This is a genomic window from Pseudomonas nabeulensis (assembly GCF_004682045.1).
Lineage (GTDB): Bacteria > Pseudomonadota > Gammaproteobacteria > Pseudomonadales > Pseudomonadaceae > Aquipseudomonas > Aquipseudomonas nabeulensis.
In genome coordinates, this window is record NZ_QUZT01000029.1 from 38,190 (window position 1) to 62,593 (window position 24,404).

32 protein-coding genes are annotated in these 24,404 nt (G+C 57.7%); 4 read left to right on the top strand and 28 right to left on the bottom strand.

Annotated elements, in window-relative coordinates; genetic code table 11:
- The first annotated feature begins 250 nt into the window (after positions 1 to 250).
- Both DYL61_RS16275 and DYL61_RS16280 read left to right on the top strand, forming a co-directional pair.
- On the top strand, positions 251 to 574 hold the full coding sequence (locus DYL61_RS16275; protein WP_135309157.1) for a hypothetical protein: 324 nt from the start codon (positions 251 to 253) through the stop codon (positions 572 to 574).
- 148 nt (positions 575 to 722) lie between these two features.
- On the top strand, positions 723 to 1,376 hold the full coding sequence (locus DYL61_RS16280) for a hypothetical protein (RefSeq protein WP_135309158.1): 654 nt from the start codon (positions 723 to 725) through the stop codon (positions 1,374 to 1,376).
- A gap of 118 nt (positions 1,377 to 1,494) precedes the next feature.
- Here the strand turns inward: DYL61_RS16280 and DYL61_RS16285 are convergent, their stop codons facing one another.
- Together DYL61_RS16285 and DYL61_RS16290 are read right to left on the bottom strand one after the other, a co-directional pair.
- Positions 1,495 to 2,004 (bottom strand): glycoside hydrolase family 24 protein, encoded by a 510-nt coding sequence (locus tag DYL61_RS16285; protein ID WP_135309159.1) that lies wholly within the window; start codon positions 2,002 to 2,004, stop codon positions 1,495 to 1,497.
- A gap of 449 nt (positions 2,005 to 2,453) precedes the next feature.
- On the bottom strand, positions 2,454 to 2,855 hold the full coding sequence (locus DYL61_RS16290) for a DUF1353 domain-containing protein (RefSeq protein ID WP_135309160.1): 402 nt from the start codon (positions 2,853 to 2,855) through the stop codon (positions 2,454 to 2,456).
- 107 nt (positions 2,856 to 2,962) lie between these two features.
- On the opposite strand from DYL61_RS16290, the gene DYL61_RS16295 reads away from it, so the two are divergent.
- Positions 2,963 to 3,289, top strand: a complete 327-nt coding sequence (locus DYL61_RS16295; protein WP_135309161.1) for a hypothetical protein — start codon at positions 2,963 to 2,965, stop codon at positions 3,287 to 3,289.
- Here the strand turns inward: DYL61_RS16295 and DYL61_RS16300 are convergent.
- The 26 genes from DYL61_RS16300 to DYL61_RS16420 form a co-directional block, all read right to left on the bottom strand.
- The gene (locus DYL61_RS16300; RefSeq protein WP_135309162.1) at positions 3,286 to 3,801 is read right to left on the bottom strand and encodes a DUF4376 domain-containing protein; all 516 of its coding nucleotides are present in this window, start codon (positions 3,799 to 3,801) and stop codon (positions 3,286 to 3,288) included. The genes DYL61_RS16295 and DYL61_RS16300 overlap by 4 nt on opposite strands.
- A complete protein-coding gene (locus DYL61_RS16305) occupies positions 3,798 to 5,156 on the bottom strand; it encodes a WD40/YVTN/BNR-like repeat-containing protein (RefSeq protein ID WP_135309163.1) in 1,359 nt (452 codons plus the stop codon). Before DYL61_RS16305 ends, DYL61_RS16300 begins: the two co-directional genes overlap by 4 nt.
- Complete coding sequence (locus tag DYL61_RS16310; RefSeq protein ID WP_135309164.1) at positions 5,156 to 6,058, bottom strand: carbohydrate-binding protein; 903 nt, start codon at positions 6,056 to 6,058, stop codon at positions 5,156 to 5,158. Before DYL61_RS16310 ends, DYL61_RS16305 begins: the two co-directional genes overlap by 1 nt.
- Entirely contained in the window at positions 6,055 to 11,679 is a 5,625-nt protein-coding gene (locus DYL61_RS16315) for a tape measure protein (protein WP_135309165.1), read from the bottom strand. The genes DYL61_RS16310 and DYL61_RS16315 overlap by 4 nt, the downstream gene beginning before the upstream one ends.
- Positions 11,680 to 11,750: 71 nt before the next feature.
- Positions 11,751 to 12,278: a hypothetical protein gene (locus DYL61_RS16320; protein ID WP_135309166.1), complete on the bottom strand. Its 528-nt coding sequence runs from the start codon at positions 12,276 to 12,278 to the stop codon at positions 11,751 to 11,753.
- Positions 12,279 to 12,348: 70 nt separating this feature from the next.
- A complete protein-coding gene (locus tag DYL61_RS31290; RefSeq protein WP_167497972.1) occupies positions 12,349 to 12,504 on the bottom strand; it encodes a hypothetical protein in 156 nt (51 codons plus the stop codon).
- A gap of 92 nt (positions 12,505 to 12,596) precedes the next feature.
- Positions 12,597 to 12,953 carry a hypothetical protein gene (locus DYL61_RS16325; protein WP_135309167.1) on the bottom strand — a complete coding sequence of 119 codons (357 nt, stop codon included), beginning with the start codon at positions 12,951 to 12,953 and terminating at the stop codon, positions 12,597 to 12,599.
- Positions 12,954 to 13,020: 67 nt separating this feature from the next.
- Positions 13,021 to 13,491, bottom strand: coding sequence for a hypothetical protein (locus tag DYL61_RS16330; protein WP_135309168.1), 471 nt, complete (start codon positions 13,489 to 13,491; stop codon positions 13,021 to 13,023).
- A gap of 56 nt (positions 13,492 to 13,547) precedes the next feature.
- Positions 13,548 to 13,934 (bottom strand): DUF3168 domain-containing protein, encoded by a 387-nt coding sequence (locus DYL61_RS16335; RefSeq protein ID WP_135309169.1) that lies wholly within the window; start codon positions 13,932 to 13,934, stop codon positions 13,548 to 13,550.
- Positions 13,927 to 14,430 (bottom strand): HK97 gp10 family phage protein, encoded by a 504-nt coding sequence (locus DYL61_RS16340; RefSeq protein ID WP_135309170.1) that lies wholly within the window; start codon positions 14,428 to 14,430, stop codon positions 13,927 to 13,929. Before DYL61_RS16340 ends, DYL61_RS16335 begins: the two co-directional genes overlap by 8 nt.
- Positions 14,431 to 14,433: 3 nt before the next feature.
- Positions 14,434 to 14,625 carry a hypothetical protein gene (locus DYL61_RS16345; protein WP_135309171.1) on the bottom strand — a complete coding sequence of 64 codons (192 nt, stop codon included), beginning with the start codon at positions 14,623 to 14,625 and terminating at the stop codon, positions 14,434 to 14,436.
- A gap of 11 nt (positions 14,626 to 14,636) precedes the next feature.
- Positions 14,637 to 14,957 (bottom strand): phage head closure protein, encoded by a 321-nt coding sequence (locus DYL61_RS16350; RefSeq protein ID WP_135309172.1) that lies wholly within the window; start codon positions 14,955 to 14,957, stop codon positions 14,637 to 14,639.
- Positions 14,957 to 15,256, bottom strand: coding sequence for a head-tail connector protein (locus tag DYL61_RS16355; RefSeq protein ID WP_135309173.1), 300 nt, complete (start codon positions 15,254 to 15,256; stop codon positions 14,957 to 14,959). Before DYL61_RS16355 ends, DYL61_RS16350 begins: the two co-directional genes overlap by 1 nt.
- A complete protein-coding gene (locus DYL61_RS16360; RefSeq protein ID WP_135309174.1) occupies positions 15,257 to 15,445 on the bottom strand; it encodes a hypothetical protein in 189 nt (62 codons plus the stop codon).
- A gap of 37 nt (positions 15,446 to 15,482) precedes the next feature.
- Positions 15,483 to 16,646 (bottom strand): phage major capsid protein, encoded by a 1,164-nt coding sequence (locus DYL61_RS16365; RefSeq protein WP_135309175.1) that lies wholly within the window; start codon positions 16,644 to 16,646, stop codon positions 15,483 to 15,485.
- Positions 16,647 to 16,649: 3 nt separating this feature from the next.
- On the bottom strand, positions 16,650 to 17,312 hold the full coding sequence (locus tag DYL61_RS16370; RefSeq protein WP_135309176.1) for an HK97 family phage prohead protease: 663 nt from the start codon (positions 17,310 to 17,312) through the stop codon (positions 16,650 to 16,652).
- Positions 17,313 to 17,330: 18 nt separating this feature from the next.
- Positions 17,331 to 18,602: a phage portal protein gene (locus DYL61_RS16375; protein ID WP_135309177.1), complete on the bottom strand. Its 1,272-nt coding sequence runs from the start codon at positions 18,600 to 18,602 to the stop codon at positions 17,331 to 17,333.
- Entirely contained in the window at positions 18,602 to 20,389 is a 1,788-nt protein-coding gene (locus DYL61_RS16380; protein ID WP_238704571.1) for a terminase large subunit, read from the bottom strand. Before DYL61_RS16380 ends, DYL61_RS16375 begins: the two co-directional genes overlap by 1 nt.
- Positions 20,343 to 20,801, bottom strand: a complete 459-nt coding sequence (locus DYL61_RS16385) for a phage terminase small subunit P27 family (protein ID WP_135309178.1) — start codon at positions 20,799 to 20,801, stop codon at positions 20,343 to 20,345. Before DYL61_RS16385 ends, DYL61_RS16380 begins: the two co-directional genes overlap by 47 nt.
- Before the next feature lie 135 nt (positions 20,802 to 20,936).
- Complete coding sequence (locus tag DYL61_RS16390; RefSeq protein WP_135309179.1) at positions 20,937 to 21,248, bottom strand: HNH endonuclease; 312 nt, start codon at positions 21,246 to 21,248, stop codon at positions 20,937 to 20,939.
- 3 nt (positions 21,249 to 21,251) lie between these two features.
- A complete protein-coding gene (locus DYL61_RS16395; RefSeq protein ID WP_135309180.1) occupies positions 21,252 to 21,500 on the bottom strand; it encodes a hypothetical protein in 249 nt (82 codons plus the stop codon).
- Positions 21,493 to 21,966, bottom strand: a complete 474-nt coding sequence (locus tag DYL61_RS16400; RefSeq protein ID WP_135309181.1) for a hypothetical protein — start codon at positions 21,964 to 21,966, stop codon at positions 21,493 to 21,495. The genes DYL61_RS16395 and DYL61_RS16400 overlap by 8 nt, the downstream gene beginning before the upstream one ends.
- 80 nt (positions 21,967 to 22,046) lie before the next feature.
- A complete protein-coding gene (locus DYL61_RS31295; protein WP_167497973.1) occupies positions 22,047 to 22,205 on the bottom strand; it encodes a hypothetical protein in 159 nt (52 codons plus the stop codon).
- Positions 22,206 to 22,587: 382 nt separating this feature from the next.
- Positions 22,588 to 22,749 (bottom strand): hypothetical protein, encoded by a 162-nt coding sequence (locus tag DYL61_RS16410; RefSeq protein WP_167497970.1) that lies wholly within the window; start codon positions 22,747 to 22,749, stop codon positions 22,588 to 22,590.
- Entirely contained in the window at positions 22,736 to 23,122 is a 387-nt protein-coding gene (locus tag DYL61_RS16415) for a hypothetical protein (RefSeq protein WP_135309183.1), read from the bottom strand. Before DYL61_RS16415 ends, DYL61_RS16410 begins: the two co-directional genes overlap by 14 nt.
- On the bottom strand, positions 23,119 to 23,445 hold the full coding sequence (locus tag DYL61_RS16420; RefSeq protein ID WP_167497974.1) for a phage holin, lambda family: 327 nt from the start codon (positions 23,443 to 23,445) through the stop codon (positions 23,119 to 23,121). The genes DYL61_RS16415 and DYL61_RS16420 overlap by 4 nt, the downstream gene beginning before the upstream one ends.
- Positions 23,446 to 24,103: 658 nt before the next feature.
- Here DYL61_RS16420 and DYL61_RS16425 point away from each other — a divergent pair.
- Positions 24,104 to 24,343, top strand: coding sequence for a hypothetical protein (locus DYL61_RS16425; RefSeq protein WP_135309185.1), 240 nt, complete (start codon positions 24,104 to 24,106; stop codon positions 24,341 to 24,343).
- The last annotated feature ends 61 nt before the right edge of the window (positions 24,344 to 24,404 follow it).

A 24,404-nucleotide genomic window follows, 5' to 3' on the forward strand; every position in this document is an offset into this window, starting at 1 on the left:
TTGTAGTGCGATGTAGTGGGCGCTGCGATGTCGCGGACAACCCGCGCAGAACCGTCGGCAATAATGAGGTTTTCATCAAGCAGGCGCTTGCGGTTCTGATGACGCCCGAATGATCAGGCCTTCCTCCAAACCATGATTGCCATAGACGTGCTGTATCCCCCTCCGGCGTGCATTTGTAGGTTGAGCGAATCAGGCCGGGCAAGTAGCATATTGCTATTATCAATCGATGGTCTGGCAAGGAAAGCAATTCATGAAAGTCACATTTAGAGGCTGGGAGCGTGAGGTCCACGCTCACAATCACGCCCTCAAACCGGTGAAGCATACATCTCAGGGGTTTGTTGAGGGAAAGAAAGGCCCGCTCGCCTGGCACGATGGTCTCAGCGCGTACGGTAAAATCGAAGGTGTGTCTCTTACCGGCTCGTTTTTAGCAGAGTTCGAATTTGACCAAGCTGAGCTAAGAAGCTGGCTGCTGAAATTTGCAGGGTCGAATCCCGCCGAGGCTTTGCGATTGATGTCTGAGGCTCAGGCCGAAGCAATTATCGCTCTGAATTCTAAAGTTGCAGAAGAAGCCTAAAAGCCGAGTTCCCACTCGAGCAACTAAGCCAGGGAGAACCCCTTCCCTCAAGAGGTCCTCGATATTCGCCGATACCTTGATCGATTCATCGTCGTCGGCGTGGATGAGTTCTGCTGGATGGCAGCGTACTAATTAGAAGGGGTCAATAGTGACTACGTCGCTACAAAAATCATCTCCGAATAATCGTCTTGACGCCATCGTGGAGGGCCTCCTTCATGCTAGCGATATGGCGATCAAGCAAGCCGACTTGCCTCTGAGCCGAATGCCTGAGTATTTCATGGCCGTCCACGTAGCGCAGCATGTAGCGAGGTCGTTTTCAAACTTCGGTTTTCGTCTGGAAGCATCTGTCAAGCAAACATTGGCTGACGCAGGGGTTGATGAGACCGAAATCGACGACCTGCTTGGAAATGACGAACTGCGCGGGAATGGCCGATTTGACCTAGTGCTCCGAACGGGAAAGCTCGGAACACCAGTTCACGTAATGGAGTTTAAGAGAGGGTCGCGTAGTGCTCATTTGGCAAATGATCTGGCCCGCCTTGCATATGTGACCAGGACGGTGCATGCGGGCGCCCGCCTGGAAACCAACTATCTTGTGTTCACCACAAAAAAATCAGAAGAGAAGTTGAGGTCAATGGTGCAAGGGGAGGAGGCCGCGCTGAAGCGTACCCACCCGAGAGCCCGTGGCAAGGTGGCGTTCGCCCTCAAGAGATATCAGCCCATCCCTCATTGGGCGAAAGATGACCGGAAGAAAATAAATTTGCACATGGCGGTTGCTGTATTTGAGATTAGCTATAAGAGCTGAGAGCTTCGCTTTGGCATTGAAAGCTGGGGCTTGCCCACCCGCCAGTCTCGCACCTGCCAGGTGCAGGCAACGCTGACGGCCATCGCCAGCAGGATCTCGTCCATCATCTGCCTCGACATCACGACATCAATCCGCCCGCCAGCCGGTACTGCTTCAGCAGATCCTCGAGGCGATGCTCTCGCTGACCATATCCGGCCCCCGGCAGGCTGGCCCAGATGTTCCGGCACTTCGCGATTGCTGTTTCGATCCGCCCGGCAATCACATCTGGCAATGCGCGGCATTCTCGGATGTGCTGGATGGCCAGCAAGTCCTGGCTAATCGGGCTGAAGTCCGGCAGCTTGAGCAGAGCCTTGTAGTGCGGCCAGTCCTTCAGCATCTGCTGGTACCGACCGGAAGCGTTGGAGGTGAGCCCCTTGCTGTTGATGGTCTTCGATTTTCGGCCCTTGGCGAAGGGGTGATCCGCGAAATCCTTGAACACCTCAGGCTTACGGTCACTGCCGGTCACAATCACGTCGTAGCCATCCATGGCAGTGGCCGGCGAGGTGCTGGTTCCTTCTGACCAAGCGAGCATGTCGAGGAACGCCAGCGCGTTGCGGCCGCCGGCGAGCGATTCAGAAAGTCGAGCCATTACTTTTCTCCAGACGAAAAAAAGCCCGCGCGTGGCGGGCATATTTCAAGAATTTAGTTTAGAGGCTATAGGGAGCCCACCCAGGTAAACCGCTCAGTCCTGAGGGCGTGGTTAAAAATGTTAATCCATATATAGCCAATAGCAACGTTGAAAGCGCAACAACAAGATATCGGTGCATCCTCTTTCCTTGAGCGTAGGTTTTCCAGGTGGCGACATGTCATTGTGACATCGCTGCATGGCACCCTGTCCACACCCAGATATTTGGGCTAGGATCTGTTCACATTCTTCCGCGATAAAGGGCGCTGGAGAAAATAGAAACCCCGGCGATTGCGAACCGCCGGGGTTTTGCTTTTTGGTTCCCGCTGATAGCATTGTCGGACGTTCTCGATGCGTCCCCATCGCAGAAAACAGAAGCCCTGGTGATTACAGCTCGCCGGGGCTTTGTCTTTTCAATCTCCAGACGAAGAAAACCCCGAACTTGTCGGGGTCTTGTATTGCTTGGCACCGCCTAAACGGACACCTGCATACATCAGCCAGGCCCGCCATCGCGCCACACCCTCAGCACGCAGCGCCCGGTACAGCACGGCATCCGCCTCTTTGCGCGTCAGCGATCCATGCTCGTACAGCCAGTCATGCACGGTCGCCGCGTAGTTGCCGTATCCCGACACCAGCGCGAACAGCACGAACAGGAGGGCGTTGTGCAGTACCTTGATGCTGGCAAAGTCAGTGGTGAAGCCGGAGGGCACGGTGATGACCTGCTCGTCATCGTCGGCCAGAACCAGGTCAGCGAGCAGCGTGTACGAGCGCCGGCCGGTCTGCTCGGTTTTCAGAGTAGTGGTGAAGCGGCTCATGATCTCTCTCCAGCATTACAAGACGGAAACCGATAGAACCGATCCGGTGCCTTGCTTTAGAGCGTGGCACCTATGTAGATTCTGATCCGAACTCACAGGGAGCCCCCATGACAACGGATGATCTATATCTCACCCAGCGACAAGCAGATTTTCTAGGCGCTCTGTACAGGGCTGTCAGGCGGTATAAAGCCGATAGAATGTGGAAGGTGGACGCCGCTGGCCTTGAAACCTATGGACTTCTACTGTTTCCCGAGATACCCGGCCTAGAAGCGGCAGACATAGATAGGTTTGTACGCTCACCAGACGCTACGGAGCTGCTGGGCAAAGCGCCCTTGGCGAACCTCAAATCCACTCTGACAGCCGCGATCACATACTCTGCGGATTTCCATACCCTGGGCAGCTTTCTGGCGTACTCGAAAGTAATTAATTACTAAGTAGGCCAACCCTCTTCCAGCATCTGCGCCGTGATCGAGCCGTCAGCGACCGCGCCCAGCAGTTCAGCCTCCCGATTGAAGCAGGCTTGCACGAACGCCCGGACCTGCGAGGCAATGCCCAGTATCTGCTCGCCCGTCAGATCAACGAAGCCCGTCGCTGCCTTCCACTTGATCCGGTACTCAGGATCGAGGGATGCAGCAAAAGCCGCGCCAGTGAGCAACGACTGACTGTCGCGCTCGGTATTGATCTGAACACCCTCCACGGTGACACCGCCGGTTTCTACCTGGAAGCGCCGCGCGGCAATCAGCTCCGGCCAATCTGACGGCTGCACCGGCTCTGGGCTAGGCGCCGCTGCCAGCTTCTCCCAGCCGCCACCGGTCCAGCGTGCAACCTGGGCACCGGTGAGCTTCATCGGCTTGGTGGGGGTGCTGCGCAAAGGCAGCGCGGCGTCCTCGTCAGCCTCGACCGTGCCAAAAAATATGCCTTCTGAATCCCAAAGGTACAGAATCAAGGTGTTCTCCTTGCCTTTATGTAAGAGCTTAGGCCCGACGGATCGTAGATGGTCGGGGTCTTGAACTGTGTCGCGGAGTCATAGGAGAACACTGCACGGCTCACGGCTATCTTTCCTGCCACGGCAACAGAGACAAGTCCGGAATCACTCAGGCGCGCGATAGAGTTACCGGCACTGCCGCCGAGCGGCGTGGTCGGATACGTCCAAGAGGCACCTGAGTTCAGCGAGGTAATGATCGCCCCGCCCACACCTACCGCCGAGAATGCCCCGGACCCGGAGGCCGCGACGCCGGTAAAGGCCGCTGCCGGTGTGGTGGTCAACCCTCCAACTGCTGATTGCCAAGTAACCCCATTGTCTACGCTGCTTGATATAGAGGTGTTTGAATTCACCCTTACCCAACGGCCTTCTCCATCGGTGGCAATAGCCTTGGGGCATCCCGCCACGACCACGCTGGTGGCCGAAGAAAGCGTAACAGGGGACCAAGTAAGGCCGTTGTCAGCACTACGCCGCATGGCTCCCTCGATCCCCGCAACAACCCATACCCCTTTCCTATCTGTACATACCGCGTAAAGATAGTTGCTAGACACCGTGGTGTTAGTCCATGTCACCCCGTTATCCAGGCTTTTATTTATCTGCGAGGTTCCTTCGCGCGCAGCAATCCAGGTTCCCAGCCCATCAGTGTCTATCGAGACCGCACCTACGCCTCCCGCCCCCCACGTGAGCCCATTGTCAGTGCTGCGAACCCCGCCGTTAGAGTGTCCGATGCACCACACGCCTTTTCGGTCTGTGGCGATGCACTTGCCTGTCTGCGAGGCGGGCAAAACCCCGGGGATGACAGTCCATGTCTCTCCATTGTCGGTGCTACGCAGAATTGAAGTGCTAGCGCCTATCGCGATAACAACGCCTTTCAAATCCGAAGCCACATCGGTAATTGAGGTGCTGACCCCACTGGCCTTAAGAGACCATGTCTGTCCCGAAACGCCCCCGAGCAAGCCAAGTTGAGCAAACAGATCAGGGTAGGCGCTCTGCAGATAGATGGATCCGTCCGTTCTCAAGAAATTGGATGCTACCTGCCTTGAGGTAAGCAGAACGTCTCCGATCAGTTGCCCCGCCTCGTCCCACTCAAGGCCAATCGCGCCTTCTGACACTTTGAGGAACTTGTTGCCATTGCCAGTGATGCTCGGAAGGCCAGGCGCAATGCTCTGGGAGTTCATCCACGCGGCCAGTTCGTTTTGCTTTACGATCATCGGCTGTAACGCCGCAATCATCACGTCAGCTTTCGGCGTGAAATCTGCCGGACCATCGCTTCTTGTCGGCGCCGGCGGCAGGTCTGGAATAACAGGTGGACTGGCCATCAAATAACCCCTTCAACAGTAATTGAACAATCGGAAACAGTCGGGCCCGAGAACACGATCTGAAAGTCTTTGTAGAAGCCGAAAAGGATGGTTGCCTCATACGATTCTTCACCGATCCACACCACGGGCGTAGCACGCAACTCGGCCAAAAGCCGTCGCACCCGTGTAACCTCGGACGTGTCGAGAGTGACGTCGAATTCAGCTCGGTTGGAGAAAGAGCGCTGGACGACAATCGTGTTGCCGAATTCATCCGTGGATTTTCTGCTGTAGTCATTGATGCCGACTGATGTTCCATAGAGCGCGGTGCCGATCCGCTTCACTGCGCCGATGACTGTGTGCCCTATTGCAGCGAGCTCTGCACCAGCATCGATTATCAGCACGATGTCAGCGGACCCGTATGGCGGCATATCCAGCACCACAACATCGGTGCGCTTGCCAATAGGCTCGAAAAACCAGTCGTACCAATTCGTCACGCCGGCATCTACCAGGGTGAGAGTCTTGCGGTAAACCTCACCCTCGACCGGATCGATCATCGTGATGGTCACCGACTTGCCCTGAAGATTGAACAGGGCCATCGAGTTGATCACTGCGCCTGGCCTGATCCTTACTTCAATCGTGCCGGGGTTGGTGGTCAGGGACTCAACCTTGTCGTCGAACATGCGCCAGCGATTATCCATCCCGCGGTTCTGCCATTTAGCTGGGGCTTCCGGCGTAACTACCTCCTCCCCCGGCTTGACTCCTGCCGCCACTGCGGCCAATGCTTCGTAAATGGTGTGATCGAGCAGCACCCGGTCACCCAGGGCATAAGTCGCACTCACCAGCCACGCCGGATAATCCGTCTCCGGCACGTTGCTGCTGATCAGCTTGGCCGGTGTTATTTCAACCGGCTTGATGAGTCTCATAGGGCGTAGTCCCTTTCTTTTGGCGTGCCTTCGGAATCCCACTTCTGAAGCATCGAGGCGACTTGCCGATTGGTCTTGGCGATCTGGAAGCGTTGCGACTTGTTCTCTTCGCGCATCTGTTTGAGTTCGGACACAAGTGCGCCCATATCACCGCCACCCTTGAGCATTGCTGCCGTCTGGTTGGCGTTATATATCCGGCTCGGGCCGGTGACTTCCAGCTCCGGACCGTTCTCCCCTACCAGGCGGAGGCCCCCATCGTGGAATCCACCAGCAGCAAACGCCGGCGTCTTATGGCCGTCCAGATAGGCCTGCGCAGCCGCCTTGGAGGCAGCGATCTGCGCCTGACTTACTGTCCCGGCGTACTTCGATGCATCCAGGGCCAACGCCTCCTTGGCAATGGTTGCGGCAGCCTGCTCGTAGGTCACCTCTCCGCTCTGAAGCTTGGCGCCCCAGTACGAAGCACCAGCAGCTTCAGACCCGCGACCAAGCACGGACTGATACAGCGTCTCAACCAGCGTTGCGTTGTTGCCCGAAGTGTTGGCCTTGCCTGCACCGGACGCCTGACCTTGAAGCGCTGCAACCACTGCGGCGTTCATCGCGTTGATGGCCGCCGTCACGCCCATGATCGAGGTGTCTACGCCGTTGAGCGCATCCATCTGCGCCTGGGCGAACTCCAACGCCTGATCGTACTGGGCCATCTGAGCGTCATACGCCGCCTTGGCCAGGTCGATCTGGGTTTTCAGGCCAGCCAGCGAAGCCTCGGCACTAGTAAGCTGCTTGCCGTTTATGGCATTCAGCTCGGCCACTACGTTGGCAGTACGACCCTGGTCCCGTGCGAAGTCCTCCATGGAGCCGTACAGGTCAGTGTTGTTGTTGCTGACGGTGTCGAGCGCATCCTCCAAGCCGGTGAAGCCAGAGAGCGACTTACCGGAACGAGCGGTGGCCAATGCGCTTTGCAGCGTCGCTTGCGCCTGCGCACGCAGCATCTTCACGGCGTCATCCGAATCGCCGCGCAACGCCTTGAGGGCCGTACTCAAACTGGTGCTGACAGAATTCAGGCCGTTGACGTTTTCCGTCACGGTGCTGACCATGTCACTGAGCGAGGTGTTGGTGGCGTTGTACGCCTCGGTCGCCTTCTTCTGCTGGGCGGAGATTGCCCGCTGCACCGCGCTTTGGGCGTTGGTGACCGCGTTCGTCAACTGCTGTTCGAGGATCGTGTAAGCCTGCGATGCACTTTCCGCCAAACCGGTGAGCGTGACGTACATCTTGCGGCCGCTTTCGGTCGTCAGGTCCAGAGCATCAACCACGCTCCGGAACGCAGTGCGCGACCCAGGCAATGCAACATCCATCGCCTTAAACTGCTTGGTCACTGTCGCCAGCGTGTAGTTGGTCTTCTCTACGTCCGTGTAGAAGCTATCGAAGAACTTGCTGTTGGCAGCGTTGAACGCCTCCGCACCGCCCGCCATAGCCACCAGCTGCTCAGCCATGAAGCCGGTGCTGACCGACACGTCGTATAGCTTGCGGCCCAGCATCTCGAACGAGTCATTGACGCTGTAGAGGTTGTTGACGAAGGTGGTCAGCGCTTCAAAGTTGTAGCCGCCAAGGCCTGATTTAGTCGCCAAGTCGACGGCCGATACCATTGAGTCAGCAATACCACCAAACCACTTGGTGATAGCCTCCTGAATCTCCTCGCCGGTTTTACCCTTGGTGCTGATCTTGGTGGCCGCTACGTTCAGGCCATCCATCACACCATCGTTAAGAGAAACATTGAGGCGCGTGAACAGGTCGAGAACGGAGTATTGCGTGTCATAGTAGTTAGCCTGCAACGCCTCTTGCATTTGAGGATCAAGCGCTGAGTACCTTGTACGTTTTTTGTCCTTCCCGAACAGGCCACCTTTTTTCTTTTGATCAATGTACTGACGACCTAAGAAGTCCCCACCCTCAATTCCAAATGATAGTCCGCCGTCCTTAGTGGCCCAGCTGCCACCAAAAATCTTCTCACTGACCTTGGTGATAATTGCAGATGCAAAGGTAGACCCCGAGAAAATCGCGGCCATCTTCCCACCAACGACTTTCTCCAGGACGTTATTAGTGAGTGCCAAAGGCGCTAATGTGGCCTGCCCAATCCCGCCCGAATACTTCACCAGGTCGGTATTCATCACATCCTTGGTGTTCCAGCGCACGCCTTGATCGTACAACTTCCCACTCTGGTAGGCGGATGTGACCGCAGCAATCACCCAGCCCACGGGGTTGGATGCCATGGCAGCAAGGGAGGCGTAGAAACCTGCGCCTGCGCCTGCAGCAGCTGCCGTACCAGCGCTCGCCGCCGCGCTAGCGCCTACCTGCGCGGCGCCCCCGATACCTATACTCGTGCCGACCTGGGCGGCGCCCTGCGCAACGGCGCCTTGTAGTGCAGCAGAAGTTGCAGCGTTGGCCGCCACCTGGGTAGCGGTTGAGCCTGTGATAGCGCCAACGATACTGCTGAGGCCGCCCGAAAGAGTGGTACCCAAGCTACTGAGCAAATTTCCGTAATAGCCAACGCCACCCGAAATAGCACCGCCGACACCGCCAGACGCATAGCCCGAGGCAATCGACGAACCCACTCCAGTGAGATTGCTCCACGCCGAATACAGGTTTTTGCCGAGGCTGACCATGCCTCCCCAGCCGTTAGCATCGCCCGCGGATCCGCCCTGACCCGTTGCGCTACCGAGAAGCTTGCCCCATATCGACGACAAGCCCTGACCATTGTCGGTACCAGTCAGCCAGTTGCTGATCGAGGCCAGCAGCGGCTTGGTGGTGAGCATGTGAGCGATCTCGCCCAGCGTCTGCTTGAAACCTTTCTTCAGGTTGTCCCACAGGCTTTCCGCGCCGCTGCCGATATTGCCCCAGGCCGTGGCGAAGGCTTCGTCGATACGATCAATTGCGCCCTCGGTCATCTGGCCCCACAAGGTGGCCTTGCTGCGGTTTACCTCGTACTCGTTGCCGAGCTTGACCAGGGCAGCCTGGTAGCTGGCAGCATTTTCCGGATACAGCGCCATTGCGGCGTTTAGCGCTTTTTGATCCTCGGTGTAATCCTTGAGCAGCTTTGCCTCTGGATACAGCCGATCCATGATCCCGCCGGCGTTCGCGGCCCGCTGCGCAATCTTCAAGGCGTCCTGCTGAGCCTTGTTCGCCGCCAGCAGTTGCTCATATTCCTTGCTTCCAACCTCGATGTTTTTGCCAGCCAGAGCAATCGTCATCGACTTCTCAAGGTTATAGGCGGCCAGCGCATCAGCACCCATCAGCGTGGCCTTGGCCTGGGCAATGATGTCAGCCGTTTCTTTGCCGAGGTCGTAGGCGGACTTGCTGATGTTCAGCTTGTCCTGAGCATCCTGCTGGGCAGTGAGCTTGGCGATGACTTCGTCGCGCGCAGCCGATCCGGTCTTCAGCAGTGCCTCGTCGACCTTTTGTTGCAAGCTGAATTCACGCGACTTGTCGGTACCGGCCAGATACGCAGCAGCCAAGCCGGTCGCCGACTGAATGGCGATATCGGCCTGGGCCTGAAGATCGGCCAAGGCCTTGGCCTGGTTCTTCGCCTCGGTGGAAGCCTCTTTGGCGGCGCTCGTGCCATCCTTGGTAGCCTTGGTAGCCGCAGTGTCAGCGGCTTTTTGAGCATCCTTGGCAGCGGCCGCCGAGCGAATGGCGACGATCATGCCTTCAGTGAGAAGAGTGTTTTCAGCTATGAAGCGGTTTGCCGCCTGGAGCGCGGTCTTGTCCTGCGCAGCGCCGAGTTGCTTCTGCAACTGCTCCAGGTACTTCTGCCCAACACCCGCCGCTGCCGCCTTTGCCGCAGCATTCTCACGCTCGGCCCGGGTCAACTCATCGGTTTCGCCGGTCAGCTGGGAAACCGTGTCTTTGAGCTTGGAGAGCTCTGTATTGGAAGTTGCAGCTGCCCCACCGCTTTTCTCCAGAGCGTCTGCGACTTCAGCGGTAACGCCTGGAACCTGGCGCACCTGATCAGCAACCGCCTTCCAGTCAACAACCATCCCGCTGGCCTGATCAGCCGAGGCCTTTTTAACGAGATCAATCGCCGCCTGGAATTCGGCAGGCAGCGGCGCAATGCCCGCCATGAAGCCAGACGCGCCAGCCAATCCGGCAGTTGTCAGGCTGGTCTGAAACTCGAACGCAATCGAGCCCGCTGCCGTCGAAAGATCCGCCTGTGCGTCGGCAATCGTTTTTTTCAGTTCGCGCAGGGTGACCGACTGTGTGGCGCGATCAAGCTCATTGAATCGTTTGATCAGCTTGTCGATTGGATCAGCAAGATCGCCCAGCTTCTTTTCCAGGTCGCCAGTGTTGTCGCGAAGGGTCAGGAATGCAGTGGCTGCGCCGACGGCGAGCATGGCGATACCCGCTGGGCCACCGAGGAAACCGAGGAGCATGCTTGTCCGGGTGACGAGACCAGCCTGCGCAGCGGCAACCGCAGCAGTAGCGCGCGCCTCAGCCATGCGCGCCTCGGCAAGCTGCAAAGACATTTGCGTTTGGACGGCTGTGCCTTTCGCCGCAACAGCCTCTTTCTCAGCCAAGAAGACCGCAGTCTGCGCCTTGCGCTGATCGGCCTCAGCGGCTCGCAGCACTGCGACGGATTGGGTGCGACGAGCCCCCGCATCTTCGATAGAAGCCTTCATGGCCAATACCGAACCAGCGGTAGACACGGCTAGACCGCGGGCATACACAGCTAGCGCACCGGCTGCAACAACCCCGGCCACTTCAGCGATGGTGCCGAAGTTATCAGCTAGGGTCACGATTCCAGACGACAGTACCCCGGTGAAGTTGGTCGACTCATTCAGCTGACCAATGTAAACGGAGAACGCATTATTCAGCGCTACCAGAGCGTCCCGGACCGCAACGCCCATGCTGTCAGCGAGCAGGCCGTTGGCTTCAGCGCTTTTCTGCAGGCCCTCGGTCAGCGTGTCGAGGCTGAGTTTCCCTTGGGCACCCAGGTTGCGAATCTCTTCGGCCGACTTGCCTGTTGCCTGCGAAACCGTTTCAACAATAGTAGGCATGGCCGCGAGAATTGCTTGCCAGGAGTCGGCATCGATCTTCCCGGTTTGCAGGGACTTGGAATATGCATCAATTGCCGAGCTCGCCTTATCCGCCGAGGCCGAGTTGGTCACCAGCAAATAGCTGAAGCTGTCCATGACATCCATGGACTGGTTCGCACTGAGCCCCATAGAGCGAAGGCTGTCAGACGTGCGAATGTAGAGCTCTTGCGCCTCCTCAAGAGGACGGTAGGTGCGGTTTGCGGTGGCAAGCAAACGCTCCTGCACCGTGTTGTACTCGCCGAAGCTCTTGGTCGCCAGCCCGATACGGTCCGACATCTGCGAGTAGGAATCGGCAGTCTTGATGATGGTCCCGATTGACGCAGCACCAATGGCGGCCGCCAACGCACCTTTGATAAGACCACCTGCGCTCTGAGCGCTAGCCCCTGCGCGATCAAACGCAGAATCGATACGGCCAAGGCTGGTATCCATCTTCCCGGCCGACTGCGCCACTGCCGCTTCGCCGCGGGCGATCTCTTGGCGCAGCTGTGCTGTGGTCGCCTCGATGCGGATCAATAGACCTTGTACGTCGGCGTCAGCCATTTACTTTTCTCCAGGCGAAAAAAAACCCGCTAGGGCGGGCTTATTAAATTTTTGGCAGCGTGTTTTAGATCCTAGATATTGCACTCCGATCTAACTTTAGCCACCTCACTGGACATCGCTGAGGTGTTGAATTTGGCGCGTAATTTTTCGCCACGATTATCTACCTGAACTAAATAAGTTGTACTTTTTGAAAGGCGATCCAAGAACCGCGAGTCCGCAAACGGATAAAAGGACGTCCGTCCATCAGATGATGCATCCCATTTGTTAGGTTCTGCCTGATCATCATCCACCCTAGTTGTTACCGAGTGCTTGCCACTGCCCATGTATTTTCTCCAGCCTACATAAACCTCAAATAGTCCTTGAGTGCATCGAAAATGCAACTCTGCAGGCGCGTAGGTTCCGTCACTGATAGGACCGGAGGTGAGGAATACTGAAGTGCTTTCGACATCGGTCATCGGATCCTTATTGGTGACCGTTTTCCATTTCCAATAAGGAAGATCCTGGAGGACACTCTCTTTTTTATCCTCCTTGCATCCCACCAGTATTAGTGAAGTCAATAGCACTAAAGAAAAGCCGCTAGCACTGAGTCTCGTATCCATCTTCAACCCCCCCTTGAGAAGGCGGCAATCTACCACCATCCGCGCGAGACGCACAAAACCAAGATGCAGCTCAATCTTTCTTTCTGCCCATGGCCGCCACGCGGAACCCCATCCTGGCCTCCTTGGCCACCGCCTTCTTATTCGGCTTGCCCTTGTCGTCACCGCCGCCATTGCTGTCAATCAGGAACTGGCGTTTGGACTCCCAGGCCATCAGGGTTTCGACCATCGGGGTGTCCCATGCCACGCTCGGCGGCCAGCCCAGCCAGCCGGTGGCGATGTTGAAGATGAAGTCGACAGGGTCTACCTCGGGGCCGGCTTTTACTCGTTTCCCGCCGCCTCCTCTTTTTGCTTCGCGATATCTTCGTCTGTCTTGCCGGCAGGGTTCATCAGTGCCTGGAGGAATGGCAGCACCTGGGCCGAAACGGTACTGAAGCCAGCTTCGAAGATCTCCTCTTCCAGCGCCTCCATGTCTTTTCGCTTGCCGGAGTCAACGCCGGTACCGGCGGCAACAATCAGTGCAACGGTGCTGATATTCCCGTGAGCGATGGCCTGCATTGCCGCGATCACGCCGCCGAAGTGGCGGTTGATATCGCGGAACGCGCGCAGGGTTGGCTTCAGGGTGAATGTGACTTCGTCAGTGGTGATGACGACGGTACCGTGGTTGGTCTTGGACATGGGTTTCTCTTTATCGAATTAGGTGGGTCCGACGCCGCAAAAGGCGGCGCCGGATGAAGCTCGCCGATTAAGGCGTGACTACTTCGTACACTTCGGAGTTGATGCCCAGGGTTACGGTACGCTTCAGCACGCCCTCGACACTGATACCGGTCTTTTTGTTGCTCATGACCTTGGCGGCCATGTAGTCGGTTTCGCCGTCGACGTAGACCACCTTGATCGGATAGTCGAAGCGGGATCGGTCGAGGAACGCCTCAACCAACTTGAGCTGGCCAGCGTCACCGGCATCGAAGCCGATGGCCAGTTCGACCGATCCGGCGTCAGCCAGGCCTTTGAGGTGGCGTGCGCGCCCTTCGGCCAAGCCGGCGAAAGACACATCGTTGATGGTGTCGCCGTAGTCGCCGATGCTCTCGACCTCGCCAACTTCGACATAGACCAGAGCGGCCAGCAGGGTGATGGCAGCCGCGTGATCCTTAGGCAGATCAGCAGTAAGGCGCGGACCGATATAAATTCGCGTGCCAGCGCCGGTATTGATAGACATGGGGAGTCCTCCTAGGGACAGGTGATGTAGCCGCAGCGCGGCGTTGGTTCAGCGGTTTAGTGTTGGGTGATGATTCGAACGGTGACGGAGCCCTGGTAGGTGATGCCGTCAGGCTCCGGAGTTGCTTGTTTGCGGATGACGCGGATCGAAACAACCCGCCCGGTATCCAACCGCATTGGTCGCTCATGCAACGCGGCGTCGATCTCAGCCATCAGCAGCTTGATCTGCTCTTGGCCTGGGAAATCGGACCAGACACTGAGGTATATCAACCGAATGTCACGGCGACTGGCCAGCGGGTCGTCATTGCTCGAAGTCTCATAGCCTAAAGAGATGAACGGAAACGCTGCATTCATCGGCACGTGATCGTAGGTTTTGCAGGAAACGATCTCCTCCTTGAGCCTGCCGAGCAGCGCGACCTGCAGCGCAAAGGACGGATCAGCCATCGCCCAAACCCTCGGCCGCGCGCTTCAGCGTGTTGCTCACCGCGTGGCTGATGCTCGCAAGGATGAACTCCCTGTTCACGTCATAAGCCGGGCGCAGCCAGGGATGAGCTGGGCGCGCCGGGATCTTCGGGTGCTTACCGAAAAAGTGAGCGCCGTCAGATTTGTTGGTTGCGCGCTTGTTGCGACCGCCCGCCCGCTTACCCTCGGCGTAGCCCTTGGTGCCGTATTCGATGAAGCGAAGGTAATAGAAACGCTTGTTGGCTTTCTTCCCGCGCAGACCGATCTCGGCATCAAGACCGCTCTTCGAAACGAAAGCTGTCAGAGCAGCCGCGCCATCCCCGCTATCCTTAGGAACAAACTCCCTCATCGTTGCCAAGAGCCTGTCCGCCGCCTCCTGCATCGCCGGCTTCAATTCGTTGTCGAGCTGGGTATGGATGTTGCGAAGCGTCTTCCTCAGCTTGAAGTCGCCGGACATCCGGGATCTGCGGGCTGCCATGTCTTACTCCTCGGCAGCTGCCTTGGACTTCGTAGGCTTTTCGGTAGGCGTCGCCGGCGCAACCTCTACAGGCACCGGCTCTACCAGCTTGCGGTCAATCAGGGATTGGGCATCGACTGCGCTGACGACAAACTCATCGCCCGCGACTTTTCGGCCCATGGGGCCAGAGATACTGGCCAAGGCACGTACTTTCATTTTGATAACCTCTAGGGGTTGGTGACGCTCGAGCACAACAGCCGGAGCATCGCGGGATCTCGGTCGGGCAACGCAGCGCCGATCAGGTAGGTTCCGATTGGACTTACCAGGCGCATGCCGGCAACTACATCGGCCCGGTACCGGATTTTGATTTCAGCGGTGATGTCGACTTCAAGGCGGTCAGCCATTGGCGCGGTGCGGCCGGTGGGCAGAGTGATCTCAGCCCAGACCTTCCCGGCCTCCACCCAAGTCACTGGGCGGCCACCGCCATGTCGCTCAACCGCCTGCGACTGCATTAAGGTGCAGCGCTTGTTCATTGGGCCGGCTCTCATCAGAAGCGCTTCCTGTACCAGAGCAGCCGGTCAACGGCCAAGGGGATGGCGGTGGAGATCGTACCGATCACTACCGCCTCACGGTTTGCGTACCAGTGGCCGACGAGCAGCAGCACCGCCTGCTCAACGTCAGGGGTGAAACCCATCTGCTCTGGCCCGGCCGGCGTTCCTTCGACCAGCTCCCGGTCACAGTGCATGGCAACGTGCGACTTGGCGGCCTCGAAGTAACCGGTGATGATCGAGTCTTCATCGTCGCCGTCGACCTTCAAGTGGAGCTTCACGCGAGCCAGGTCGATCATTTAGGTTGCCTTCCCTTTCTTGACTGTTGTTGGCTTTTCCTTTGCCGCGGCCGCAGCCTCGATCTCTTCGGCCAATTCCATGCCGATCAAAGCTTCGGCGATCTCATCAGTAACCGGGCGCTCCTCGAATTGATCGAAGTGCCCAGCGTGATAATGGGAGAACTGCCGCAATGCACGAATAGTCTTCATGTTGATACCGGGGCAGTTGCCTGCCCCGCACCTGTGGTTATGCCGCCGGAGTGAAAGTGCCCTTGATGATTGCGGTCGGGCGGTAGTGAGTAACCGCCAGGCGCTCTTCACAGAGGATGGTCAGCATGTTTTTCACGAAGTTGTCGCGATCCTGGTTGCTGATCTCGATGGTCGCGTCCATGCGGTCCCAGATCTGCGAGGCCAAATCGAAGCCGCCAACAGTGAAAGTGCCCTGGGCCTGAGCCTTGGTAGCCACCACCGGCAGACCCCACATGACTTTGGCAGCGAATGCGGCTGGGCCACCGAAGATGTAGCGACCATCAGCGTCTTTCAACAGCGCGATCGCGTGCCAGTCGCGCGGGTTGAGGATCAGGCCAGAAGCCTCGAACTCCGACTCGCTCGTCTGGAAGATGGCATGAGCGATCTGGTCAGCGCGGGTGTCACCCGTGGCGTTGAGTGCAACGTCGTAGGCGCTGGCCACCTTATTCAAGCCGATCAGGTTGTCGCCGGTGCCGTCGCCGTTGAGCAACTGACCTTCTTCAACAAGGTCCAGGCCGAAGAGCAAGCGGCCGTTCACGTAGGATTCCAGCATCGGGGCATCGTCCATGATCTGGCGCGAGGCCTGAATCCAGTGAGCGATGGTTTTGACGTTGGCGGTTTCCTTCGTGAAGGTCAGCTGCGACTCAGGCTTGAGCTCGCCTTCAGCCACCGGTGCCGCGCTGTTGGTGAACACGTTCTCGCGCACGTACTCGATGGCATTGGAGGTGGTGCGACCTTGCGCCAGCAGATCCCGGATGGTCAGGCGGCGCAGCCCTGGCATCAGGATGCCGGCGTTCTGCTGCGGCTGGACCAGCGCGCCCGCAGAGGCTGCGCCGGCGCCCAGGGCCTTGCTGAAGCTCTTCACGTCGACCTTGCCCGAAGTGGAACCATTCCAGCCTTTTTTCAGGTCTTCGGCTGCGCGTTCAGCAAAAGACTTCTTGGTTTCGGGGTTGTCCGGGGCGCCGCCAGCGAGTTTCGATTCAAGATCGAACAGGCGGGTACCGGCAGACTTCAGTTCGTCCTGCACAGTTTGCAGGTCACCCTGCAGCTTCTTGCTGATCTCGCCGGTAGCGGAGATCTCTTTCTTCTGCTCATCGAACAGCGCGGTCATGTTGGTTTGCGCGGTTTCGATAGCCTTTTGAATTTGGGCCAATTCGGACATGGTTCAATTTCCTACAGATGGGAAGGACTTGATGCGCTCCAGGAGCGCGGTGATTTCGCCACCTTCGGAATCGCTCCGAACTGCGGACTTGAACCGGGCGATAAAGCCCAGCGCTTGCGACTTCGATAGACCGGCCGAATCCCTCAGCCAGTGCTCTACGTCGCGAATGGTGGTGATCGACTCCATGCTTTTCATGGAATCGATGGTTGCTTGTTCATTGGCAGGGAAGGTGCAGATGCTGATCTCGCGAAGCGCTTGCACGTTCTTGAACGCCCGACCGGTGTCGATGATGCTGTAGTCGTCTTTCGTGACCGTGAAGCCCACAGACATACCTTCGACCGTCTTGTGTTCCATGGCGGCGCGCAGGTCGTTGGAAGCGGACATACCGGGCGTAAGCTCACCAATGACGATCAGCCCTTTGCTGTCCTCTTCCAGTGTCTGCCACTTGCCGACGGGCATTTCCCACGTTTGATGGTTGAAGAACATCCCGACCTTTCGGCTTTGTTCGGCCAGGGCCTTCTTGTAAGCGCCCGGCAGGATGATGTCGCCGTCCGAGTCGATGACATCAAAGACACTGGCGTAACCCTCGAAAACCCCAGCTTTGCCATCCGAGGAGAATTTGATTTCGGTGTCGGTAAAGGCCAGGGTCTTTTGGATATTTGACATTGGGTAGCTCCAGAAAAACTAAACCCCGCTAGGGGCGGGGTTCGTTTTGCCAAGTTGATCAAGCGGCACGTTCTGCGACTGCCGCGTTGCGACATCGCCACCAGGGAGCGGCGGCCGGTTATCAATGCGGCGACCTTCGTTGATTGTCAGCAGGCCTGTATCTACCTTGGTCTTCATGTAGTTCGCTCTTGCCGTTGAGTCGCCACTCAGAAGTCCATCTCGATTGTGTTCGGCATGAATGCGCCCCAGGTCTGCCGGCTTGATGAGCCATCGCAAAATGCAGCCTTCCCAGATTTCCAAGTAGGCATCCAGGCTGTACTGAAGAAACCCAAGGTTCTGCTGCTCGATACCTGAGCCCCAACTGGTTGACTTCTCGACATCGCCCACCAGGTGCGGCGGCACACCAAAGAAGCGCGCCAGCTCACTGACCTGGAACTTCCGGGCCGCCATCGTTTCCGCGTCTTGCGGGCTCACACCGATGGCTTGAGTAGTGAAACCACCCTCCAAAATCCAAAGCCGCTTCTTAACCGGCCCGCCGGATATTTCCTTGAAGTTGGCCTCCACCTGGTTGCGCTGCTCGGTGGTGAGCAGCTTCCCTTCGCCCGTCATCAGCAGTTGTGGTGACTTCGCACCGTTGGCATAGAAGTCGCGCTGCTGGTCTTCCATAGCAACGGCAACGCCAGCGGTCTTGGCCGCGAAGGCAATAGGGGAAAGCCCTACAAGACCGTTAAACCCAAAGCCTTTGAGATGGAAGATTTCGCTTTGCTTGAAGTCGGCATACTCGGTGTCGCGCCGGTACCGATAAACGATGCGCTTACCCTCAAGGCGAACGTCCATGTTCACCGACATCAAAGGCACCAGACTGATCACGTCGCCGACCGAGTTACGTTCGGTCAGGGCATAAGCGTTGCCGTAATAACAAAGCTGCATCGTCATGGCGACACGGAAGTCAAAGGCTGTCATGAAGTCGTTTGGCCGATACTTCAGAAGCCGGGCGAGCGGGTTGTCTAGCCCGACCTTCACACGGTCATCCCCCTTGGTTTCGAAAACGTCCAGGGGCATGCACGCCGTGACGCTCGAGATAAGGCGCACGCATGCGAACACCGTCGAGATCTGAAGCGAGCGCTCGTCTGTTACGACTGAGTCGCCGACCTCACCGGTGGCGGAAACAGGTCCTGTCTGAGATCCCTTGTTCGGCGTCGACAACCGACCGCCGACAAAGAAGCTCGCCATGCGCGCCCAGAAGGGACTGCGGGTGCGCAGGTCAATGCTGTAGTCGGTATCTGCCATTACATGCTCATCGGTCGATTGAGGAAGTCATCAAGGTTCTGCGTCACGGTTCTTTGCTCTGCTGCACCCACGGCCATGGCCAAGGCAACCGCGCCGTCGATCCGGCCAGTTCGTTTTCGCTTCGAAAAACATCTGTTTTCTTGCGCGTCAGCCTCCATCACAGCGGAGGCGACGTTCCAGGTCAGGCAGGGGTTATCAAGTACTTGAATCTTGCCGGTAGCGATCAAGTCCTCCACCAGGTCGATGGAATGAGTCATCCAGAGATTCGACTCGCGGGCAGGGCGGAAACCCTGCCCATGGGGAACCAAGTTCAACTCGATGCCCTGCGCCTCGAGCTCCACTTCCAGATAGCTCATGTGGTATGGGTCAAAGGCCAGTGCCTTTATGTCGTACTTGGCTGCAAGCTCTCCCAGCCGCTTTGCTACGAACGCGTAGTTGATCGCCTTGCCTGGCGGCGCGTGAATGTGTCCGCTTTCTAGCCAGACGTCATAGGGCACGCCATCAATCGCGGCGCGATCAAGTAGCGTGTCCTTGGGCGTCCAGAACTCTGCGATTGATTTTCCTTGTTCGGGAAAGTAGAGATTCAACGCAGTGAGATCTCGTTTGCCCGAAAGATCGAGGCCGCCATAACAAAATTGGCCAGCCAGCTTCTCGGGATCGAACTTCGCGCAGCACGACAACCAGGTATCGATATCGACCCATGGGTTCGCCGCATCTACCCACTGGCAGAAGTTCAAGCGCCGAACAGTGCTCGCCTTGGCCGGCATGCCCTTCGCGTCGGTGACCTGCTCGCGCAGATACTTTGGCTGGAACGTGTGGCCCAGCGATGGGTTGGCCTTGCCCCAGCACTTCTCATCCTTGAACGGGTCATCGCCCTTATCCAGGGAGCAGATGAACGAGAAGAAACCATCGTTGAAGTGGCGGTGCCGCTTTGTCACGCCTTTGGCGCCGGCCTCACAGACATTCACACCGAGCTGGTGATAGCTGTAGCAGACCGAGTTACGGTCGTGACCGCTGTTGGTGATCATCAGGATCAGCGCTTGGCGGCGACCTTTGGTGCCCGCCCGCATGAACTCGACGGTCTTGTTGTTCTTGTGTTCGTGGACTTCGTCGATCAGCGCGCAGTGAGGACGCGGACCAGATTGCCCGTCGTCGGAACTGATAGGTCGAAAGAATGACCCGGTCGCCAGGTAGGCCAGGTTCCAAACCTTCTCGTCCCGGCCCGACTTCTTAATTTTCTTCATCAGCGACGGCGACTGATCAACCATCGCCACCGCATCGCGGAACAGGATCATCGCCTGATCACGCTTCGTCGCTGCGGCGTACACCTCGGCGCGCGGCTCATTGTCTGAGGTCAGGCAATACAGGCCAATGCCAGCCGCCAGCGGCGACTTGCCCGACCCTTTACCCGACTCGATGTAACAGGTTCGGAATCGGCGAAAGCCGTCCGGCGCCATCCAGCCAAAGATCGATCCAACGATGAATGCTTGCCAGGGCAGCAGAATGAATGGGAGGCCTTCGTGCTCGCCGCCGTTGAGCTTGAGTACCGTCTTGAAATAGCGGATCGCCCGGTTGGCTTTTTCGAGATCCCAGGTAAGCCCTCGCTTCGGCCCGTCCTCCAGGTCTCGCAAGTGGCGACCACAGGCGTTTCGAATATCGGGACCGGCCAGCACCTTGCCAGAGTAAACCTCTTGAGCCCAAGCCGTTACTGGGTCGACCGCATAGGAAACCTTCTTGACCTCAATTGAAGAACTCGTCTTCCGGGTCTTTGCTTGGAGGTTCGCCAATGGCCTGGACCTTGGATCGGGCGGCGGGTGTCATGCCGAAATGGGTGAGGTAAGAGAGCAGCCGGCGGTCGGCGTCAGCCGCCATAGCCACAGCGGGGTGCGCTTTGATCAGGCCCGCGGCGGTCGAATAGGTATGGCCCTCTTCGGAAATTACTTTGGTCAAACGGCGAACCTCGGCGGCGACTTCGCATAGACGCTCAAGCGTTTGCAGATCTGCTTCAGTGAGTACGCCCATCGATGCGGCGAGCGGGCAGAATATTTTCCATACTGCCTGGCCTTCGGCTGTCATCGATGCGGGCGCCGACTGGTATGACGCGACCGCGAGCTGAGGCTCCCGCTTGTTTTCCCGACTGGCACGCAACGTGCCGGTGACCTTTTTCTGGGTCGTCGGGGCGGGGGTTCTTCCCTTCAAAAAAAACTCTCCAATTCTGGCTTTTTGCGTAAAGAGGGTCGAGGGCGGTCCTATGCACGGAAATCCCGAACTTTTCACCCTCCCCCTCGGGGCAGTGGCGTGCCGCACCAACTAGGTGCAAGGATCGACGATTCGTCACTCCCGATTCCAGTGATGGTTCGGATCGATCGGCAGGCCGTTCACGTCGCACCCAACAATGACTCCAGACTTCTCTTCGCGCTGCTTGGCGCTGTCGTGACAGGTCTTGCAAAGACTTTGAAGCTCGCCACCAAAGAACAACGCAACGTCACCCCTGTGCGGTTTAACGTGGTCAGCGATGATGGCTGAGACGACACGGCCTTGGCTCTCACAGCGGCGGCACAACGGGTAAGCCTGTAGTTGGTGGTGGCGCAGTCGGTACCAGTCCTTCGTCTTGTACAGGTGGTGCCAGGGCGAGTTGTTTGCCATCAGTCAAACCTCATCAATCTTGGGCTCTACACGAACCTCACCCCAGGCGTGATAGCTGTCGATGCGATCCGTTCCCGGAATGATTTCTACTGGCTCACAGTAGGCAACGACCAGTCCAAGTTGAGTGTCAGCGAAGAAGGCGTCTTGCACCTTCACCCCATCGAGATACACCTCGCGGGCGCCTCGGCCGTCATCAACGGTGTGGACGTGCTCTTGGGCGAAGTAGTCGGCCTCTGCCTTGGTGCTACTCATGATCAGTCACCCGCTCAAGCTGGATGGCCAGCAGCGCATCAAGGTGAGTGCCGAGCCGGTCGCAAAGTGCGCTGTCCTGCTTGGCACCTGCATCCGCCATCTGCTGATGCTCGTCGCGCAGCATGCGGACGGTCGACTCGACGGCCTGCTCCAACGGATCGAGGTTGAAGCTCACGGCCTCACCCTGGATAGCAGTTACCGGGCTCGCGTCGCTGTTGAGCCTTGCGCTGTAGTATCCGGTCCGAGCCGCTGAGCAACTGCGCAGGCCTTCCTTGATCTCGACAGCAGTTGCCTTGCTTGGCATAACACCAACATTGATCAGTCGAGCATCTTGGCCGGGGCCAAGAACCAGAACCTCGGCGCCGACCTTGCTGGCGACAGCCTCAACGCGAGCGGTTAACTTGGCGTGTTGGTCATCGGACATATGGCCGGCACTGGTGATTACAAGCAGGTTGGTCTTGGTCATTGTCGGCTCCGATGGTGGTGTTGGTGGTGTGGGCTCTTGGCCTGCGATGTGAATGCGGGCCCCCACTGCTGTGTGAACACTCATGTGGCGTTAACCTCCAGGCCGCGTGCGATGGTGGCCGCTACCTTGTCGTAATCGGGATCTAGGCCTGTCAGCTCACTGAACAGTTGAACGCCGTAGATGTACGGCATTACCCACCAGGCGCGCTTGATGGTGATGATCAGGCTGATGTTGGCCATGCGCTGCTCCAATACCGCGCCACGATTTGGCGCATTCGAAAACGTGGCGCGAGATAGGTAGCCAAGTCTGGCTTAGGGATTGCAGGTCGATCGCTGTAGCTTCAGAGCGTCGGTAATCTGACGCGATGGCAACCAAACAATGTTCAGGAACTCAGCGATACGCTTGTTCAGCCCACCGGAGATGTAACGTGTCAACTCTCAATGAAATCGCAATGAACCACTCGAGAATGACCAAGGCAAAGGAAGACGCCTCGACCAAATTAAGCGAGCGACAGCTTCAAGTAGTCGGCGGTTTCGAAATCCCAGCCGTTGATACGAAACAGCTGAATTCTTTCCGTCTCTCGGTCACTACGCAGGACAGTTCGCTTGATCAAGGCGCTGGCTATTCACTCTGACTGCGCTTGATCTGCGCGTCCACTTGGTCAGCGCACGTGTCCAGCAACTTGATGGCCTTGTCCTTCAGCTCCCACACATCACCGTTGAGGCGTAGGTCGGCGTCCTCCTGGTCAACCCGTTCACACGGGATCAGCTCAGGGGCTTCCAACCTTACGGCCTGGGTCTTTGTTACCACTGCTGGCTTTGCCGCGCAGGCCGTCAGGCAGAGGCTGAGCAGCCCAATCACGAACAGGCTTGCTGTTGCGTTTGAGGTCTTCAAAGTCTTTCCTCGCCTTCTCGGCTTTCTTCTCGCTGGCTTTGATGCGCTTGGTCAGATCGGCAGTGTAGTCGGCGTTGCGCTTGGCTTCAGCGCGCAGCGTGGTGATAGTGGTCTGGCTCTCGGTGTTGGCCTTGATGGCTTCGTCCTTGGCCTGAGCCTCGACGCGCTTCTCTTCGCGCAGATCCTCAACCCGTAGTTGCTGTATCCCGACGAGCAGGAGGCCGACCAGGGCGATGATGATGCCTGCTGCGATCGCCTTCATGCCGAGTCCACCTTCTTGCCCAGGAACCTGATGATCAAGTCGCGGATCGCGGTCACGCCGATGAAGCCAATGGCACCACCAGCAGCAACCGAGAGACTGGGCGGCCACTCCATCCACTCAATGATGCTGCTCGCCGAAAGGCTTAGGGCTCCGCAGATCAAGGCTTCGAACACGATCCGCCACTTGTTGGGCTCTTTCGCTTCGTACAGCACACGCAACAAGGTGATCGTGAACGCCATGATTGCGCCCTGCCAGAGCGGCGTGCTGAGGACGAGCCACACCTGCGCCCAGAAGTCAGGGTTCTTGTCCGGCATAGGTTTCATCCGCTGTCCTCGCTTTCTGCGAGCGTGATAGATCGGCCCCAGCAGCACTCCCAGCCGTAGCAATGGGTGTGGTGGAGCCGAAAACAAAAAGGCCCGCCGATAATGGCGAGCCTCGAAATACGTGTGAGGGTCTTTCCCCTCGGTCCATCAGCGCTACCCGCGAGGTAATGGAGCATGGGCACGCTGATTACCGGTGTTCTGTAGCACGCGTGACTACCGGCTATACCGCGTCCAGGCCTTCCCGAAGGACAATCCTGGCAATGGTCTACCCTCAAAAAACGAAGGCATAAAAAAACCCCGCACTAGGCAGGGTCAGGCGTATCACTAGATACAAAGGGAAATCTGTGGATCCTTATGATTGAGAGAGCCGCCACAAATACGGGGGCTAAGGTCAATCGGATCAAAAAGGCCCAACATGTGGTCGGGGCCGTCTGCCAACCCTGAAACAGCTCCCAAGCGAGAGGGAATGGAGAGCTGATCAGAGCAAGCAGTCTCAATAATGCCTAAGTGCCACTACACAAGCAAGGGGCGATGACATTTAACCGGCCTATACGCCTAGAAGGATTACCCAGCTCAGAGCGCAATCCGCCTGGTGCCGCTGTCTAATACAACCCCTCTAGGGTATCTTTCGCGCCTTATAGTCAATGAGAGGCCTGTAATGAGGGTTAAGCGAACACTGGAAACCGATCAATTCGAGGCCCAAAGCGATCTTGGAAAAATCTACACAATCATCGAAGAAACGCAGCAGACCGGCAGCACCTCGAAAGGCACAACGGAGTGGGAGGACGGAGCAAAATCCTATCGCATCGTAGATAACGGTTACGCCAACAGACTTAGCGAGACGACATTCCACAACTCCCGGACTGGCGAAACCTTGATTCGCTCTTTGCGCGACTGAGTCGAAACTCAAACGTGAGCCGCTGAGCCTGCAGGCTGCGAAATCGACATCTAGAAACGAA